Below are 14,506 nucleotides of genomic sequence, written 5' to 3'. Positions count from 1 at the left end.
CTAACGTTTTAGCCAGCCGGCCAGTTTCTGCCAGGGCGTCGGCGGCAGTTCGCGCACCGCGCCCCGGGCGAAATAGCGCTCGATGTAGTATTGGATCACCGACAGGGCGGTGGTGATGAACAGATACCAGACGGTGGCCACCATCAGCAGCGGTATCACCTGCTGGGTGCGGTTATAGATCACCTGGATGGTGTAAAACAGCTCCGGCAGCGCCAGCACGTACACGATCGAGGTGCCTTTCGCCAGGCTGATGATCTCGTTGAAGCCGGTCGGAATAATGGAGCGCAGCGCCTGCGGCAGAATGATGCGGAAGGTGCGGCGATAGCCCGGCAGGCCCAGCGCCGCCGCCGCCTCATGCTGGCCGTAATCCACGCCCAGAATGCCGCCGCGGATGATCTCGGCGGTGTAGGCTGACTGCACCAGCGTCAGGCCCAGCACCGCCACGGCGAACTGGCCGAGGATATCGATGGTCGGGTAGCTGGCGAACACCACCGAGGTAAAGGGAATGCCCAGCGAGATGGCGTCGTACAGATAGGAAAAGTTATACAGGATGATCAGCACCAGGATCAGCGGCAGCGAGCGAAACAGCCAGATATACCCCCAGGCCAGCGACGCCAGCAGGTAAGAGCGCGACAGCCGCGCCAGCGCCAGCAGGGTGCCGAACAGGATGCTGAACAACGTGCCGAGCAGCGTCAGCAGCAGGGTCTGCCCCAGACCCGCCAGCACCGCCGGGGCGAAGAACCACTCGGCGAACACGCCCCATTCCCAGCGCGCGTTGCCCGCCACCGATTGCACGATGGCGGCCAGAATAAACAGCGAGAACAGGGCGCCGATCAGCCGCAGCGGATAGCGGGCGGGCACCACTTTCAAGACTTCTTGTTTGGACATGTCATGTCTCCTGACTACAGATAAAGGGGGGTTAGGCGATTTTCCTTTCCGACGCGCAACAACACGCGTCCTCTGCAATCAGGCTTTTGCGGAACGGCAGGCGGCCATCGTAGGGCGGGTGGCTGTAAACCTCGCTGTCAACGGTGGGATCGAACTGCGGCTGATAACCGTTGCTCAGGTACAGGCCTACCGCTTCGGGCTGGCGAAAGCCGGTGGTCAGGTAGAGCCGGCGATACCCCTGCGCCAGCGCCAGCGTTTCCAACTGCTGCAACACCCGCTGCGCCAGGCCCTGGCGGCGCAGATCGCCCCGGGTCCAGATGCGCTTCAGCTCGGCGGTTTGCGCGTCATAGCGTTTGAAGGCGCCCATGGCGATCGGCGCACCGGCGCGCAACAGCACGATGAAGGCCCCTTGCGGCGGTGCATACAGGTCCAGCGGTTCCGGTTCCTGGTCACCAAAATAGTCGCCGTAACGCTGGCGATATTCACCGAACAACCCCTCGATCACCGGGGCGATCAGCGGGTCGGTCGGCAACGTCTGAATGAAGGTGTCTTGCGTCATTGCGCGCTCCTAATCGCCCAGGCCGGGCGGGTTGATTTCCGACTGCGCAAGGCGTTCGACGCTCTCGCCCCAGCGATTGAGCACCTGATCGTACTGTCCGCCGCGGATCGCGCCGTTCAGCGCTTCATTCACCGCCTGCACCAGTCCGTTGCCTTTACGGGTGGTGACGGCGATGTGCGCCGCCTTGGGCCAACCGCCTTCCACCGTGCCCGCCAGCCGGGTACGGCCGTTCAGCGCCGCTTTATAGGCGCCCAGCACGTTCGGCCCGAAATAGGCGTCGGCCCGGCCGGACTGGATCGCCAGCGTGGCGGCCGCATCGTCGGTCACGTAGATCGGCTGGAAGGGTTTGAGCCCCTGCTGCCGGTTCTGTTTGTCCCACGCCAGCAAGATGGCTTCCTGATTGGTGCCGGAGCCGACGATGATCTTTAATCCGGCGATATCGGCAGGCTGTTTGATCGTTGCGATCTTGCCGCCGGTTTTGACGTAAAAGCCGAGCGAGTCGATGCGGTAGGTGGCGAAGTCGAAGCGGGTTTTGCGCTCTTTGGTCACGGTGACGTTGGTGATGGCCGCGTCATACTTGCCGGAAACCACCCCCAGCGGCCAGTCTTCCCACGACGTTTGCACTACGTTCAGCTCCAGGCCCAGGCTGTCGGCCACCAGCTGCGCGATATCCACTTCGCTGCCGATAAGCCGCCGGTTGTCGGCAGCGAACAGCGCCAGCGGCGGCGTGTTGAGCGCGGCGATTGCAACGGTGAATTGGCCCGGCTTCACGAAGTGGAAATCGGCCGGCAGTTTGGCGATCGCCTGCGGGTTTTTCGGCGCGTGGATCGGGGTTTCATTGGCCTGTAAATCGATGCCGGTGCCCGCCTGCGCGGCGCCGGTCAGGCTCAGCAAGGCCGCCACGAGAGCGGCGGTAACGGTTTTCTGCATAGCGGGTATCCCTGAAAACGATCTTATTATTGGGTGAATCTGTTCAACGGGCGCGTGAGGCCCAGGTGTTCGCGCAGCGTATCGCCGTGGTACGCCCGGCGGAACAGGCCACGTTGTTGCAGGATGGGCACCACCCGATCGACGAAGTGCCCGAAGGCGTTGGGCGTACCGCCGCTGATGATGAAGCCGTCGGCGGCTTCGCCGTCGAACCAGCGTTGCAGGCCGTCCGCCACCGCTTCCGGCGTGCCGCTGAACACCGGGCGCGGCGAGGCGGCTTCCAGCGCCACCTGGCGCAGCGTGAGGTTCCGCTCGCGGGCGTTGCGCTTGATGGCGTCGGTGGTGCTGCGGAAGCTGTTTTGCCCCAGATCGCCGATGTCCGGGAAGGGGGCGTCCAACGGATGGCGGGAAAAGTCGTAATGTTCGAAGTAGCGGCCAAGGTAGTTGAGGGCGTTCTCGATGCTGACCAGACGGGCGGTCTCCTGGTACTGACGCTCGACGTCCGCATCGTCGTCGCCGACGATCACGCTGACGCCCTGGAAGATGCGCAGACCGTCCGGCTCGCGCCCCTGTTCCACCAGTTGCCGCTTCACGTCCTGGTAGAAATCCTGCGCCTGCTCCAGCGTGTCGTGATGGGTGAAGATCGCATCGGCGTGCTTGGCCGCCAGCCGTTTGCCGTCTTCAGAGGCGCCGGCCTGGAACAGGATCGGGCGGCCCTGCGGCGTGCGGCCGATGTTCAACGGCCCCTGCACCGAGAAGAACTCCCCCTGGTGATTGAGGGGGTGCAGTTTCCCGGCCCTGAAAAATTCGCCGCTGGCCTTATTGCGCACGAAGGCATCGTCTTCCCAGGAGTCCCACAGCCCTTTGGCGACGTCGAGAAACTCGCCGGCAATGCGGTAACGCAGGCTGTGCTCCGGGTGTTCTTTGCGCGAGAAGTTTTTTGCCGAACCTTCCAGCGGCGATGTCACCACGTTCCAGCCCGCGCGCCCGCCGCTCAGGTGATCGAGACTGGCGAACTGGCGGGCGACGGTGAACGGATCGCTGTAGGAGGTGGAGAGCGTGCCCACCAGGCCTATTTTGTCGGTGGCGGCGGACAGCGCGGCCAGCAGGGTGAGCGGTTCGAAACGATTAAGAAAATGCGGAATGGACTTTTCGTTGATATATAACCCATCGGCGACAAACACGAAATCGAATTTCCCCTGTTCGGCTTTTTTCGCCGAGGCGATATTAAATTCGAGGTTAATGCTGGCGTCGGCGGTGGCATCCGGGTGGCGCCAGGCGGACATATTTCCCGATGCGCCATGCAGAATGGCGCCCAGCCGTAATTGCCGTTGATTATTCGCGTTGTCGCTCATCGTGATTATCCTGTCATGCGCCGCAAAGGCGCGCGGTGTCTGATGCGTCCACTATTGATGAGCGGCAACGGGATGTAAAACAACAAAACAGCATATTCAAATGTTGAAAACTGCAAATATCACGGCGAGCGAAAATAATAATCCCCGACGCGGCATCAGCGGCGTCGGGGAAATACTACTTCACGTTATTCAGGCGTTGCTGAGGGCTTTTTTCGCTGCGGTGGTTAATTGTTGCAGCGTGCGCTCCGCCAGCAGCGAAAAATAGTGGGCGGCAGGGAAGAGGGCGCGCTCATCGGGATTGAAACGCGGATGGTGCAGGCCGAATTCGCTGGCGGAGCCGATGCTGACGAACGCGCCCGGCACGTGATGCAGATACAGTGCGAAATCTTCGCCGCCCATCTGCAGCTCCGCCTCTTCGACCCGGTAGCCGGCCTCGGCGGCGACGGTTTTGCTGAATGCCGCCCAATGGGCGTCGTTGATCACCGCCGGCGGCCCCGGCTGCCAGTGCAGTTTAGCCTGGGCGCCCAGCGCGGCGGCGACGCCGTCGATCACCTGACGAATCTTGTCCGGCACCTGGCGGCGCACCGCGTCGCTGTGGGTGCGCACCGTGCCTTCCAGCTCCACGGTTTGCGGCAGCACGTTCCAGGTATTGCCGCCTTCGATGCGCGTCACGCTCACCACCAGCGATTCCAGCGAGCTGAAGCTGCGGCTGGGCAGCGTCTGCAGCGCGCCGACGATCTGGCTGGCGGTGACGATGGTATCGACGCCCTGTTCCGGTTTGGCGGCGTGGGCGCCTTTGCCGGTGATGCGGATCTGGAAGCGATCGACGTTGGCGTAGAACGGCCCGGCGCGGGTAGCGAAGGTGCCGGTGGGCAGCTCCGGCGCGTTATGCAGACCAAATACTGCCGCGACGTTATCCAGCGCGCCGGCGTCGATCAGGTGCCGGGCGCCGTTGAAGGTCTCTTCCGCCGGCTGGAAGAAGATGCGCACCGTGCCGGGCAGCTCGGCTTCACGCGCTTTGAGCAGGTGCGCGGCGCCGAGCATCACCGAGGTGTGAAAGTCGTGGCCGCAGGCGTGCATTACGCCGCTGTTTTGCGAGCTGAAGGGCACGTCGGCGATTTCGTCGATTGGCAGGGCGTCGATGTCGCCGCGCAGGGCGATGATCGGTCCCTTGCCACTGCCGATCTCCGCCACGACGCCGGTTTTCAGCGCCAACGGCAGAATACGAATGCCCGCCTCTTGCAGCCAGCGGGTCAGCCGAGCGGTGGTGGCGAATTCGTGATTGGAAAGCTCCGGGTTTTGGTGCAGTTCACGCCGATAGGCGATGATCTTGTCTGCCAACTGGCTGGTCATAGGCTTGGCTCACAGTGGGAAATAAACCCTAACCCTAGTGCAGGGGCCGCCGAAGCAAAAAGACCATCTGGTTATATTTCATAGCGATTGTGTCTGCACGACGCGTCAACGATGGGGGGAAGGGGCAGGTTTAGGCGTTCGCGCGTTGTTCGCCGGCGCAGGGAGAGGATTGGCCTGGAACGGTAACGTATCGCAACCGGTGCAATGCATTTACACCGGGCAACACGGATTTTTTCACTCTTTATCGGATTTCTGTGATCGCGGTGGTGGACAAAATCCTGCCTGCTTGCTGTACTGTAATCGACACAGGTTTTGTGTCTTTCATTCACGTTAAAGGTAAGTTTGATGTCTAAGATTAAAGGTAGCGTTAAGTGGTTTAATGAATCCAAGGGCTTCGGTTTCATTACTCCGGAAGATGGTAGCAAGGACGTTTTCGTTCACTTCTCTGCCATCGTTAGCAACGGTTTCAAAACGCTTGCTGAAGGCCAGCGTGTAGAATTTGAAATCACGAACGGTGCCAAAGGCCCATCTGCCGCTAACGTTACTGCTATCTAAGCTGCGTAGCTGAATTTCTTAAAACCCGCTCATTGAGCGGGTTTTTTATTGGGCGCGCTATGCTTCGCTGCGGCGGGCCAACAGGCTGAACAGCAGGATGGCGACGGCGTAGCAGCCGACGATGGTCAGCGCCATCGACAGGCCTGAGGTGCCGCCCAGCCCGGTGAGCGGCACGGCGCAGGCGCCGAGCGCGAACATGCACACGCCGATCAAGGCCGACGCGCTGCCGGCTTTGTCCCCCTGGCTTTGCATCGCCAGCGACGAGGCGGTCGGGCCGACGATGCCGATCACCGCCACCGAGAAGAACAGCGGCACCAGCAACACGACCAACGGCGCATGTAGCGCGGCGGCCAACAGCAGCAGCAGCGACGCGACGGCCGCCAGCGTTAACCCGCCCCTCAACACCCGGCGTTCCCCCCAACGTGAACTGAGACGGCTGGCCAGCTGCGCCGCAATGATCAGCCCGACGCCGTTAATGGCGAAGCACAGGCTGAACATCTGCGGGCTGAGGCCGTAGATCTGCTGCAAGACGAAAGGCGAAGCGCCGATATAGGCGAACATGCCGGCCATTACGAAGCCCTGCGTCAGGCACAGCCCCATAAAATAGCGCTGGGTCAGCAACCCGCCGAGCGACATCAGCATCGCCAGGATACCGCCCTGGCTGCGGCGCTCTACCGGCAGGGATTCGCGCAGCTTCAGCGCCGACAGGCTGAACAGCAGCACGGCGATGGCCGCCAGCACGCCGAAGATGCCGCGCCAGTTCATCACCTGCAGCATCACGCCGCCCAGCACCGGCGCGACGATCGGCGCCAGGCCGTTGACCAGCATCAGCAAGGCGAAGAAACGGGTCAGCTCATGGCCGGCGTACAGATCGCGGGCAATGGCGCGGGAAATCACCGCGCCGCCGGCGCCGGCGATGCCCTGCAGCAGGCGAGCGATCAGCAACTGGTCGATGGTGGGCGCCAGCGCGCACCACAGCGAAGCGCCCAGCAGCAGGATCAGCGACAGCAGCAGCGGGCGCATGCGGCCCAGCTTGTCGCTGTAAGGGCCGAAAATCAGCTGGCCGACGCCCAGACCGAGCAGCCCGGCGGTCAGGCTGAGCTGCGCGGCGGCGGTGGAGGTATTCAGCTCGCCCGCCATTTCCGGCAGGGCGGGCAGATAGAGATCGGTGCACAGCGGCCCCAGCGCGGCCAGCAGGCCAAGCACGACGGCGTACACCAGACGTTGTCTGGCTAAGTGTTTGGTCATGGGAGATTAGAGTTTCCTGAACAGGTGAGAAATGGCCTGCTGATACAGATCGCGCAGCAGGGACGCATCGGCTTTTTGCGTGGTAAGGATACGGTAACCGGTGCCTTCGCTCATGACGGCGATAAACTCCACCCGGGCGGCGATCTCTTCCGCGCTGAAATGGGGGTACAGCCGCTGCAGATTGTGGCAGACGTGGCGAAACAGCCGCGCTTCCGCATCGCTGAGCATTTTGGCCACCACCGGGTTGCGCGTGGCCTCGGCGGTCACTTCCAGCATCAGCATGTGATCGGTTTCGCTCTCGCCCGGCTGCTGAAACAGCGTGCGCGCCGCCAACGTGCCGGCGATCAGGTTGATGTGATCGCCAAGGTTTTCCAGGCGCTGCATCTTGTTGGTGATGATGCGGTTGACGATCTCTTCGATGATCGCGTCTTTATTGGCGAAATAGCGATAGATTTGCCCGACGCTAAGCTGCGAGCCTTGGGCGATCTCCGCCATGCTGGCGGCGTGGAAGCCGTGGCGGCGAAAGCTGGTTTTCGCCGCTTCGACGATCTGATCGCGGCGCGCCTGCACCTTGGCCTGTTTACTGTCGTTGGGGGGGAGCATCTGCCCGATCCTTTGCTACGCGTGAGCCGGGTTCACATTTTTGGGTGTGAACGTTCATTCTCAATTGTAGTGTAACCGACCGGAAAGACGCAAGATGAACGCGCGCTGCGATAAAAGGCGTTTAAGCGAACAGGTAGGATTTGATAAAGGCGGCGACGATCAGCACGCACAGCGCAACGGCGATCGCTTCGGCGGCGGTTTTCGGCAGGCTAAACATAGCGATTTCTCATCCAGTCAGGGGTACTGGATGAGATTATGCGCATGCAAGATTAAGGAAACATTAAGGCCTTATCGCCCGTTGACCCACATCACCAGCATAAAGGCCAGCAGCGTCATCGCCAGCGAGCCGGCCAGGTTGAGCAGCATGTTGGCCAGCGCCCAGCCGAAGCGGCCATCCTGCATCAGATACACCACCTCCAGCGAAAAGGTGGAGAAGGTGGTCAGGCCGCCGCAGAATCCGGTGGTGATCAGTAATTTCCAGGTGGGATCCAGATGCGTCATGCGGGTGAAAATCGCCATCGCCAGGCCGATGATAAAACCGCCGATCAGATTGACCATCAGCGTACCGAGCGGAATGTGGGCGTTCAGCGGATTCATTTTCATACTTACCGCCCAGCGCAAAACGCTGCCGACGCCGCCGCCGATAAATACGGCCAGTAAAGAGCTCAACATGGGGCAACTCCCTTTCAATCAGAGAAATTCACGAGGCTCGGAAAGGGACAGGCGTAACGCTACGCGCCTCTCTCCGAGAGGTTACGTAGACATCATCAGCCTGTGAAGGCGGTTAGGGAGGAATGTCATCTCCAGCGTGCCGCACGGCCTTTTTCACCGTACCCGATGGATGTTACACCTAACGCCGTCTATTTTGTAGTATCGACCCCCTGCGAGGTAAAACCGATGGAAATCAGAGCGGCACGTCTGGGCGACCGGCACGCTATCGCCGAATTGATGACGGCGTTGGGTTATCCCGGCACCGAGGCGTTTCTGACGCAGCGCATGCAGCAACTGTTGGCGCACCCGGACGAGGCGCTGCTGGTGGCGGTGGATGGGGCGCAGGTGCTGGGCGTGTTGTCGTTGCATTTTCTGCCGCAGTTGGCGTTGGCCGGCGACATTGGCCGCATCAGCTATTTTTGCGTCGACGATCGGGCGCGCGGCGCGGGCGTAGGGCGGCGGTTGCTGGCGGCAGGCGAGGCGCTGGCGCACCGTCGCGGCTGCGATCGGCTGGAAGTCCATTGCCACAGCCGCCGCGAGCGGGCGCATGCGTTTTACCGGCGTGAAGGCTTTGTCGAAGCGCCGAAGTATTTTGCCAAGTTATTAAGTCAGTAAGTTACTCCCCTGGCGGCGCCGCCGTTTCCAGCCGGTTGCGGCCATTCTGCTTCGCCCGATAGAGCGCGCCGTCGGCCGCTTTCAGCCAGTCCAGATAACCGCCCAGCGCGGGGTGGTAGTTAGCGATGCCGGCGCTGATCTGCAGCCGCAGCTGCGGCGCCTCCTTGAAGCTGACCGCGTCCAGCCGCTGCTGGATGCGGCGCAGAACGATTTCCGCCTGCTCAGCACTGGTGTTCGGCAGCACTGCGCCAAACTCGTCGCCGCCGTAGCGCCCAACGATATCCACGTTGCGCAAGCCAATCAGCAGCTCTTCCGCCAGCGCCGCCAGGGCCTCATCCCCCAGCGCATGGCCGAAAGTATCGTTGATGGTTTTGAAGCGATCGATATCCATCAGGATCAGCGTGGCGTTGTCCTGGTAGCGGCGGCAGCTGTCGAACTGGCGATGCAGCAGGTGCTCCCAGTGGCGGCGGTTATATAAGCCGGTCAGCCCATCGCGGGTGCTGATGCGCTGCAACTCCTGTTTCTTTTCCGCCAACCGTTTGGCGGTGCGGTAGGTCACCAGCCCGAGCAGCGTCGGATAAAGGTAGATCATCGGCAGGCACAGTAAGAATAGTCTGGGATTCACGCCTCAGGGGCGCGTGGCATTCCTGCGACGGATCTCACTCTGTTACATGTTGCGGTTGTGCGAGCTGAAGGAAAGTCGCTAAATATTCGCAGGCAAGGTCAGTTTTTCTCGCTGTTCACGCAGCGCTCTATGATAAGAAGGTGAGTATGGAAGGTATCAGCATTACCAAACTTCTGGTGATTGCGGTGTTGGTGATTTTACTGTTCGGCACCAGCAAACTGCGCACGCTCGGCGCCGATCTTGGCGCGGCGCTGAAAGGCTTTAAAAAAGCCGTAGGCGACGACAGTACGCCGCCGGCCGCCGGCAACAATGCCGCCGAAAGCCAGTCCGCGCAGCAGAGCGTCGAGAAGAAAGACGTTTAATCCCGTCTGATGGCGCACAATAAAAAACGGATGCCTTGCGGACATCCGTTTTTTGGCGTTTTCGCCGTCTTTAGCGTAACAAACTATTACGCGTTATTTCACTTCCATCCCTTTGGCCTGCAGATCGGCATGGTAAGACGAACGCACGAACGGGCCACAGGCGGCATGGGTGAAGCCCATCGCCATCGCTTCTTCTTTCATCTCGTCAAACTCGGCCGGGCTGACGTAGCGCTGCACCGGCAGGTGATGACGGCTCGGCTGCAGGTACTGGCCCAGCGTCAGCATGGTCACGCCGTGGCGACGCAGATCGCGCATCACTTCAATGATTTCCGCGTTGGTTTCTCCCAGGCCAACCATCAGGCCGGATTTGGTCGGGATATCCGGGTGCGCTTCTTTAAAGCGCTCCAGCAGCTTCAACGACCACTCGTAGTTGGCGCCCGGGCGCACCTGGCGGTAGACGCGCGGCACGTTTTCCAGGTTGTGGTTGAACACGTCCGGCGGCGTGGCGGTGAGGATCTCCAGCGCGCGATCCATACGGCCGCGGAAGTCCGGCACCAGCGTTTCAATTTTGATGTTCGGGCTCTTGGCGCGGATGGCCGAGATGCAGTCGGCAAAGTGCTGGGCGCCGCCGTCGCGCAGATCGTCGCGGTCAACCGAGGTGATCACTACATAACGCAGCGCCATGTCGGCGATGGTTTGCGCCAGCTTTTCCGGCTCGTTGGCGTCCGGCGCGATCGGGCGGCCGTGGGCCACGTCGCAGAACGGGCAGCGACGGGTACAGATGGCGCCGAGGATCATAAAGGTGGCGGTACCGTGGTTGAAACACTCGGACAGGTTAGGGCACGAGGCTTCCTCACAGACGGAGTGCAGGCCGTTTTTACGCATGGCGGCCTTGATGCCCTGAATGCGCGTAGAGTCGGCAGGCAGTTTGATCTTCATCCACTCGGGTTTACGCAACAGCTCCTGCCGTTCGGTGACCACCGTTTTGACCGGGATCAGCGCCATTTTGTCAGCATCGCGGTATTTGACGCCGCGTTCCATCTGAATTGGTTTACTCATAATCGTGCAGGTTCCAGTTACGAAGCTCGACCGTCTGGTAGCCGAGTAAATGAACAAATTCCTGTACCAGGATTGGGTGTATGTCTTCAATGCCAACGGCGGGCGCCAGCGCGCTGACCTGCGTCATCTGCATGCCGGCGTAACCGCAAGGGTTGATGCGTTGGAAGGGGCTGAGATCCATCGCCACATTCAGGGCCAGGCCGTGGAATGAGCTGCCTTTGCGGATCCGCAAACCCAACGAACAGATTTTCTGCTCCCCCACGTACACGCCGGGCGCATCCGGACGAGCGCGCGATGCGAGGCGGAAGTGGGCGAGGGTGTTGATAACCGTATCTTCTATCGCCGTGACCAATTGGCGTACGCCGACCTTATTGCGCTTCAGATCGACCATCACGTACATCACCTGCTGGCCCGGCCCGTGGTAGGTCACCTGGCCGCCGCGATCGCTCTGGACAACCGGGATATCGCCGGGCATCAGCACGTGTTCGGCTTTGCCGGCCTGGCCCTGGGTGAATACCGGGTGATGCTGCACCAGCCACAGCTCGTCCGGCGTAGTCTCGGTACGACTGTCGGTGAAGTTATGCATGGCTTGGGATACAGGCGCGTAGGGCTGCAACCCCAGCTGACGCAAAATGATCTTGTCTGGTTGCAAAAGAGTCATCGTCAGGTTACAGAAGTGGTAAAGCCATTATACCGGGCGCTCCGGCTGGCGGCCAGCCTTTCGCTGACCAAAAATGCGCAACCCGGGAAGACACTGCGCCATCCCGGGTTGATCAGCAGGGTTTTATGCTGGAATTACAGCACCATGCGAACAATTTCAATGTTGCCCAACTCCTCGTACAGGGTTTCGACCTGCTCGATGTGAGTGGCGTTGATGGTGATGGAGACCGAGTGGTAGTTGCCTTTGCTGCTTGGCTTAACCTGCGGGTTGTAATCGCCCGGCGCATGGCGCTGCACCACTTCAACTACCTGGTCAACCAGCTCAGGCTGCGCCAGGCCCATCACCTTGTAGGTAAACGAGCAAGGGAATTCGAGCAGTTCGTTCAGTTTAGTTTTTTGCATGTGCGTGCGCTCCAGAGTGCTAGCTAATCTATAAATTATAACTCCCGCCGGGGCGGGAGTTAATGTTATTCAGTATATGGGGGCAATTTCGCCCGTTTCAACCGTTAACCGAACCAGTGGTGGAACATCAGTTTGATGTAGTCCACGATGCGGCTGAAGAAACCACCTTCTTTCACTTCGTTCATCACCACCAGCGGACGCTGGTCGATGGTTTTGCCGTCCAGCTGGAAGTTGATGCTGCCCACCACCTGGTTTTTCGCCAGCGGCGCGTGAATTTCCGGCGTGTTCAGCACATAGCTGGCCTTCAGATCTTTCATGCGGCCGCGCGGGATGGTCAGGTAGACGTCTTTATCCACGCCCAGCTCAACGCGATCGGCATCGCCGAACCAGACCGGCTCGGAGGCGAACTCTTTACCGACTTTCAGCGGCGCCACGGTTTCGAAGAAGCGGAAGCCCCAGGTCAGCAGTTTCTTGCTCTCGGCTTCGCGGCCTTTGTAGGTGCGGCCGCCCATCACGGCGGAGATCAGACGCATCTGGCCTTCGGTCGCCGAAGCCACCAGGTTGTAACCCGCCGCGTCGGTGTGGCCGGTTTTGATGCCGTCGACGTTCAGGCTGTTATCCCACAGCAGACCGTTGCGGTTCATCTGGCGGATATTGTTGAAAGTGAACTCTTTTTCTTTGTAAATCGCGTACTCTTCCGGCACGTCGCGGATCAGCGCCTGGCCGATCAGCGCCATGTCGCGCGCCGAGCTGTACTGGCCCTGGGCATCCAGGCCGTGTACCGTCTGGAAGTGGGTATTCTGCAGACCCAGCTTGCTGACGTAGGTGTTCATCAGGTTGACGAACGCGTCCTGGCTGCCGGCGACGTAGTCGGCCATCGCCACGCAGGCGTCGTTACCGGACTGCAGGTTGATGCCGCGGGTCAGTTTGGAGACCGGCACGCGATCGCCCGGCTTCAGGAACATCAGCGAGGAACCTTTGAACACCGGGTTGCCGGTCGCCCAGGCGTCCTGGCCGACGGTCACCAGATCGTCCTGGCCGATTTTACCCGCTTTCAGCGCCTGGCCGATGACGTAGCTGGTCATCATTTTGGTCAGGCTGGCCGGATCGCGACGCGCATCGGCGTTCATCTCGGCCAGCACCTTGCCGGAGTTGTAATCAATCAGGATGTACGCTTCCGCATCGATCTGCGGGACACCTGGGATCATGGTTTTGATGTTAACGTCATCGGCATGTGCAACGGAGGCTGCGCTCATTGCGATAACGGTGCCGAGTGCGATGCTTTTGATTAAGCGAAAAGAAGTTACTTGTTTCATGATCGGGACTACAACATCCGTGAAAGTAAAGTTAAAAAACGAGCCACACTATAGCAGATGCGATCCCGGCAGGCATTATCCATTCATCTGACTAATTGCGGTTAGTGCCCTTTTAGCTGCAAGAAAATGTTTCAGCTAAATAACCGCTTAACAGCCGTGAATGCCCGCCGGGTTTAACGCTCAGGGTGCAGCAGTAACGAAAGACTGTTGTTGCGCTTCGCTGGCCAGACGTTGTTGCAGCTGGGCCGCCTGTTGACGGCTGCTGAACGGGCCGAGCTGGACGCGGTAAACGTTGCCGTTGGCCGCTACTTTGCCCGGTACGCCAAACTGTTGGCTCAGGCTTTGCTGCCAGCTCTGGGCGCGCTCGGCGCTGCTCAACGCACCGACCTGCACCACGTAGCCGCCGGAGGAGGAAGCGGCAGCCATGCCGGCAGCGGCAGCGCCGGCCGCGACCGGTGCGGCTACTGCGGCGGCTTCAGGCTCGGCACTTTCCAGCACGCCGGCCGGTAATGCGCTTGGCGCGCCGAGGAAACCACTGCGGCCGTTGGCGGCGTTGCCGGCGTTCGCAGGCGCGTCGTCATCGGTGCGCAGGGTGCTGTTATCAATAGGGCGCACCGCCGCGCCGCTGGCGATCGGCGCCTCCTGTTGGATCGGGGTGCCCATGCCGCTGGAGCCAAGATCCGGGCGCGCCGGCAATGCGTAGCTCTGTTTCGCCACGATGGTGCCGATGGTGCCAGGGCCGCTCAGCGTGCCGTCCGGCGCCACGTTGATGAAATCGACTTTGACCTTGGTGTTGTTGGACAGGTTGAGGCGATCGGCGGCGGCTTTCGACAGATCGATGATACGGCCCTTGGTGTAAGGCCCGCGATCGTTGACGCGCACCACCAACTGACGGCCGTTGGCCAGGTTGGTGACGCGCACGTAGCTTGGGATCGGCAGCGTTGGGTGGGCCGCAGTCAGGCCATTAGGATCGAACTGCTCGCCCAGCGCGGTGGTGTTGCCGTTGGCTTCTTCGCCATACCAGGCCGCCAGGCCGGTCTGCGAGAAGTTCTGCGGATCTTTTACGATGCGGTAAGTATCGCCATTAACCTTATAATCCTGCATGTTATTAGGGTTATAGGGTTCATATTGAGGCTCGACGCCGCCGATTTCCACCACCGGGCCGTTGTACGGCTGCGGAGGGGCTTGCTGTTCCGTGGTCGGGGCGGTACAGGCGGAGAGCAACACCGCCGCGACGCCGATCCAAAGCCATTCCTTACGCATTACTC

At 60.8% G+C, this 14,506-nt stretch carries 16 protein-coding genes, 1 pseudogene and 1 riboswitch; of the genes and pseudogenes, 3 read left to right on the top strand and 14 right to left on the bottom strand.

Annotation, left to right across the window (positions count from 1 at the left end; genetic code table 11):
- From ACMGF7_RS02370 to ACMGF7_RS02350, 5 genes are all read right to left on the bottom strand, one after another.
- Window positions 1-888, bottom strand: coding sequence for an amino acid ABC transporter permease (locus tag ACMGF7_RS02370; protein WP_004940038.1), 888 nt, complete (start codon window positions 886-888; stop codon window positions 1-3).
- A 31-nt stretch (window positions 889-919) separates the two neighbouring features.
- A complete protein-coding gene (locus tag ACMGF7_RS02365; RefSeq protein ID WP_004940037.1) occupies window positions 920-1,447 on the bottom strand; it encodes a GNAT family N-acetyltransferase in 528 nt (175 codons plus the stop codon).
- A gap of 9 nt (window positions 1,448-1,456) precedes the next feature.
- On the bottom strand, window positions 1,457-2,377 hold the full coding sequence (locus tag ACMGF7_RS02360; protein WP_004940036.1) for an ABC transporter substrate-binding protein: 921 nt from the start codon (window positions 2,375-2,377) through the stop codon (window positions 1,457-1,459).
- A gap of 26 nt (window positions 2,378-2,403) precedes the next feature.
- Window positions 2,404-3,729: an LLM class flavin-dependent oxidoreductase gene (locus tag ACMGF7_RS02355; protein ID WP_197798649.1), complete on the bottom strand. Its 1,326-nt coding sequence runs from the start codon at window positions 3,727-3,729 to the stop codon at window positions 2,404-2,406.
- Between the two features lie 189 nt (window positions 3,730-3,918).
- The gene (locus ACMGF7_RS02350) at window positions 3,919-5,082 is read right to left on the bottom strand and encodes a M20 peptidase aminoacylase family protein (RefSeq protein ID WP_197798648.1); all 1,164 of its coding nucleotides are present in this window, start codon (window positions 5,080-5,082) and stop codon (window positions 3,919-3,921) included.
- Between the two features lie 345 nt (window positions 5,083-5,427).
- Between ACMGF7_RS02350 and cspE the strand changes: the two genes are divergently transcribed.
- Entirely contained in the window at window positions 5,428-5,637 is a 210-nt protein-coding gene (gene cspE, locus ACMGF7_RS02345) for a transcription antiterminator/RNA stability regulator CspE (protein WP_004940030.1), read from the top strand.
- A gap of 57 nt (window positions 5,638-5,694) precedes the next feature.
- Here the strand turns inward: cspE and ACMGF7_RS02340 are convergent, their stop codons facing one another.
- From ACMGF7_RS02340 to crcB, 3 genes are all read right to left on the bottom strand, one after another.
- A complete protein-coding gene (locus ACMGF7_RS02340; protein WP_021504628.1) occupies window positions 5,695-6,885 on the bottom strand; it encodes a multidrug effflux MFS transporter in 1,191 nt (396 codons plus the stop codon).
- A gap of 6 nt (window positions 6,886-6,891) precedes the next feature.
- Entirely contained in the window at window positions 6,892-7,488 is a 597-nt protein-coding gene (locus ACMGF7_RS02335; protein WP_004940026.1) for a TetR/AcrR family transcriptional regulator, read from the bottom strand.
- Between the two features lie 288 nt (window positions 7,489-7,776).
- Window positions 7,777-8,160 (bottom strand): fluoride efflux transporter CrcB, encoded by a 384-nt coding sequence (crcB, locus tag ACMGF7_RS02330; RefSeq protein WP_004940022.1) that lies wholly within the window; start codon window positions 8,158-8,160, stop codon window positions 7,777-7,779.
- A gap of 79 nt (window positions 8,161-8,239) precedes the next feature.
- Window positions 8,240-8,302, bottom strand: a riboswitch (Fluoride riboswitch).
- Between the two features lie 83 nt (window positions 8,303-8,385).
- Between crcB and ACMGF7_RS02325 the strand changes: the two genes are divergently transcribed.
- Entirely contained in the window at window positions 8,386-8,814 is a 429-nt protein-coding gene (locus ACMGF7_RS02325; RefSeq protein ID WP_164095843.1) for a GNAT family N-acetyltransferase, read from the top strand.
- A 1-nt stretch (window position 8,815) separates the two neighbouring features.
- Here the strand turns inward: ACMGF7_RS02325 and ACMGF7_RS02320 are convergent.
- Window positions 8,816-9,433 (bottom strand): annotated as a pseudogene (locus tag ACMGF7_RS02320) (diguanylate cyclase); the annotation flags it as partial.
- Between the two features lie 152 nt (window positions 9,434-9,585).
- Between ACMGF7_RS02320 and tatA the strand changes: the two are divergent.
- Window positions 9,586-9,801, top strand: a complete 216-nt coding sequence (gene tatA / locus ACMGF7_RS02315; RefSeq protein WP_004940019.1) for a Sec-independent protein translocase subunit TatA — start codon at window positions 9,586-9,588, stop codon at window positions 9,799-9,801.
- 93 nt (window positions 9,802-9,894) lie between these two features.
- Here the strand turns inward: tatA and lipA are convergent, their stop codons facing one another.
- The 5 genes from lipA to rlpA all read right to left on the bottom strand — a co-directional run bounded on the left by lipA (window position 9,895) and on the right by rlpA (window position 14,501).
- Window positions 9,895-10,860: a lipoyl synthase gene (gene lipA / locus ACMGF7_RS02310; RefSeq protein ID WP_004940018.1), complete on the bottom strand. Its 966-nt coding sequence runs from the start codon at window positions 10,858-10,860 to the stop codon at window positions 9,895-9,897.
- A complete protein-coding gene (gene lipB, locus ACMGF7_RS02305) occupies window positions 10,853-11,521 on the bottom strand; it encodes a lipoyl(octanoyl) transferase LipB (RefSeq protein ID WP_049242710.1) in 669 nt (222 codons plus the stop codon). The genes lipA and lipB overlap by 8 nt, the downstream gene beginning before the upstream one ends.
- A 134-nt stretch (window positions 11,522-11,655) precedes the next feature.
- The gene (gene ybeD / locus ACMGF7_RS02300; RefSeq protein WP_004940012.1) at window positions 11,656-11,922 is read right to left on the bottom strand and encodes a DUF493 family protein YbeD; all 267 of its coding nucleotides are present in this window, start codon (window positions 11,920-11,922) and stop codon (window positions 11,656-11,658) included.
- Between the two features lie 104 nt (window positions 11,923-12,026).
- Window positions 12,027-13,238: a D-alanyl-D-alanine carboxypeptidase DacA gene (gene dacA / locus ACMGF7_RS02295; RefSeq protein ID WP_004940010.1), complete on the bottom strand. Its 1,212-nt coding sequence runs from the start codon at window positions 13,236-13,238 to the stop codon at window positions 12,027-12,029.
- Window positions 13,239-13,418: 180 nt separating this feature from the next.
- The gene (gene rlpA / locus ACMGF7_RS02290; protein ID WP_021504623.1) at window positions 13,419-14,501 is read right to left on the bottom strand and encodes an endolytic peptidoglycan transglycosylase RlpA; all 1,083 of its coding nucleotides are present in this window, start codon (window positions 14,499-14,501) and stop codon (window positions 13,419-13,421) included.
- Between the last annotated feature and the right edge of the window lie 5 nt (window positions 14,502-14,506).

Origin of the sequence: Serratia sp. BNK-17 (genome assembly GCF_048684935.1) — a bacterium.
GTDB lineage: Bacteria > Pseudomonadota > Gammaproteobacteria > Enterobacterales > Enterobacteriaceae > Serratia > Serratia nematodiphila.
This window is presented reverse-complemented; position numbering and strand designations above follow the sequence as displayed.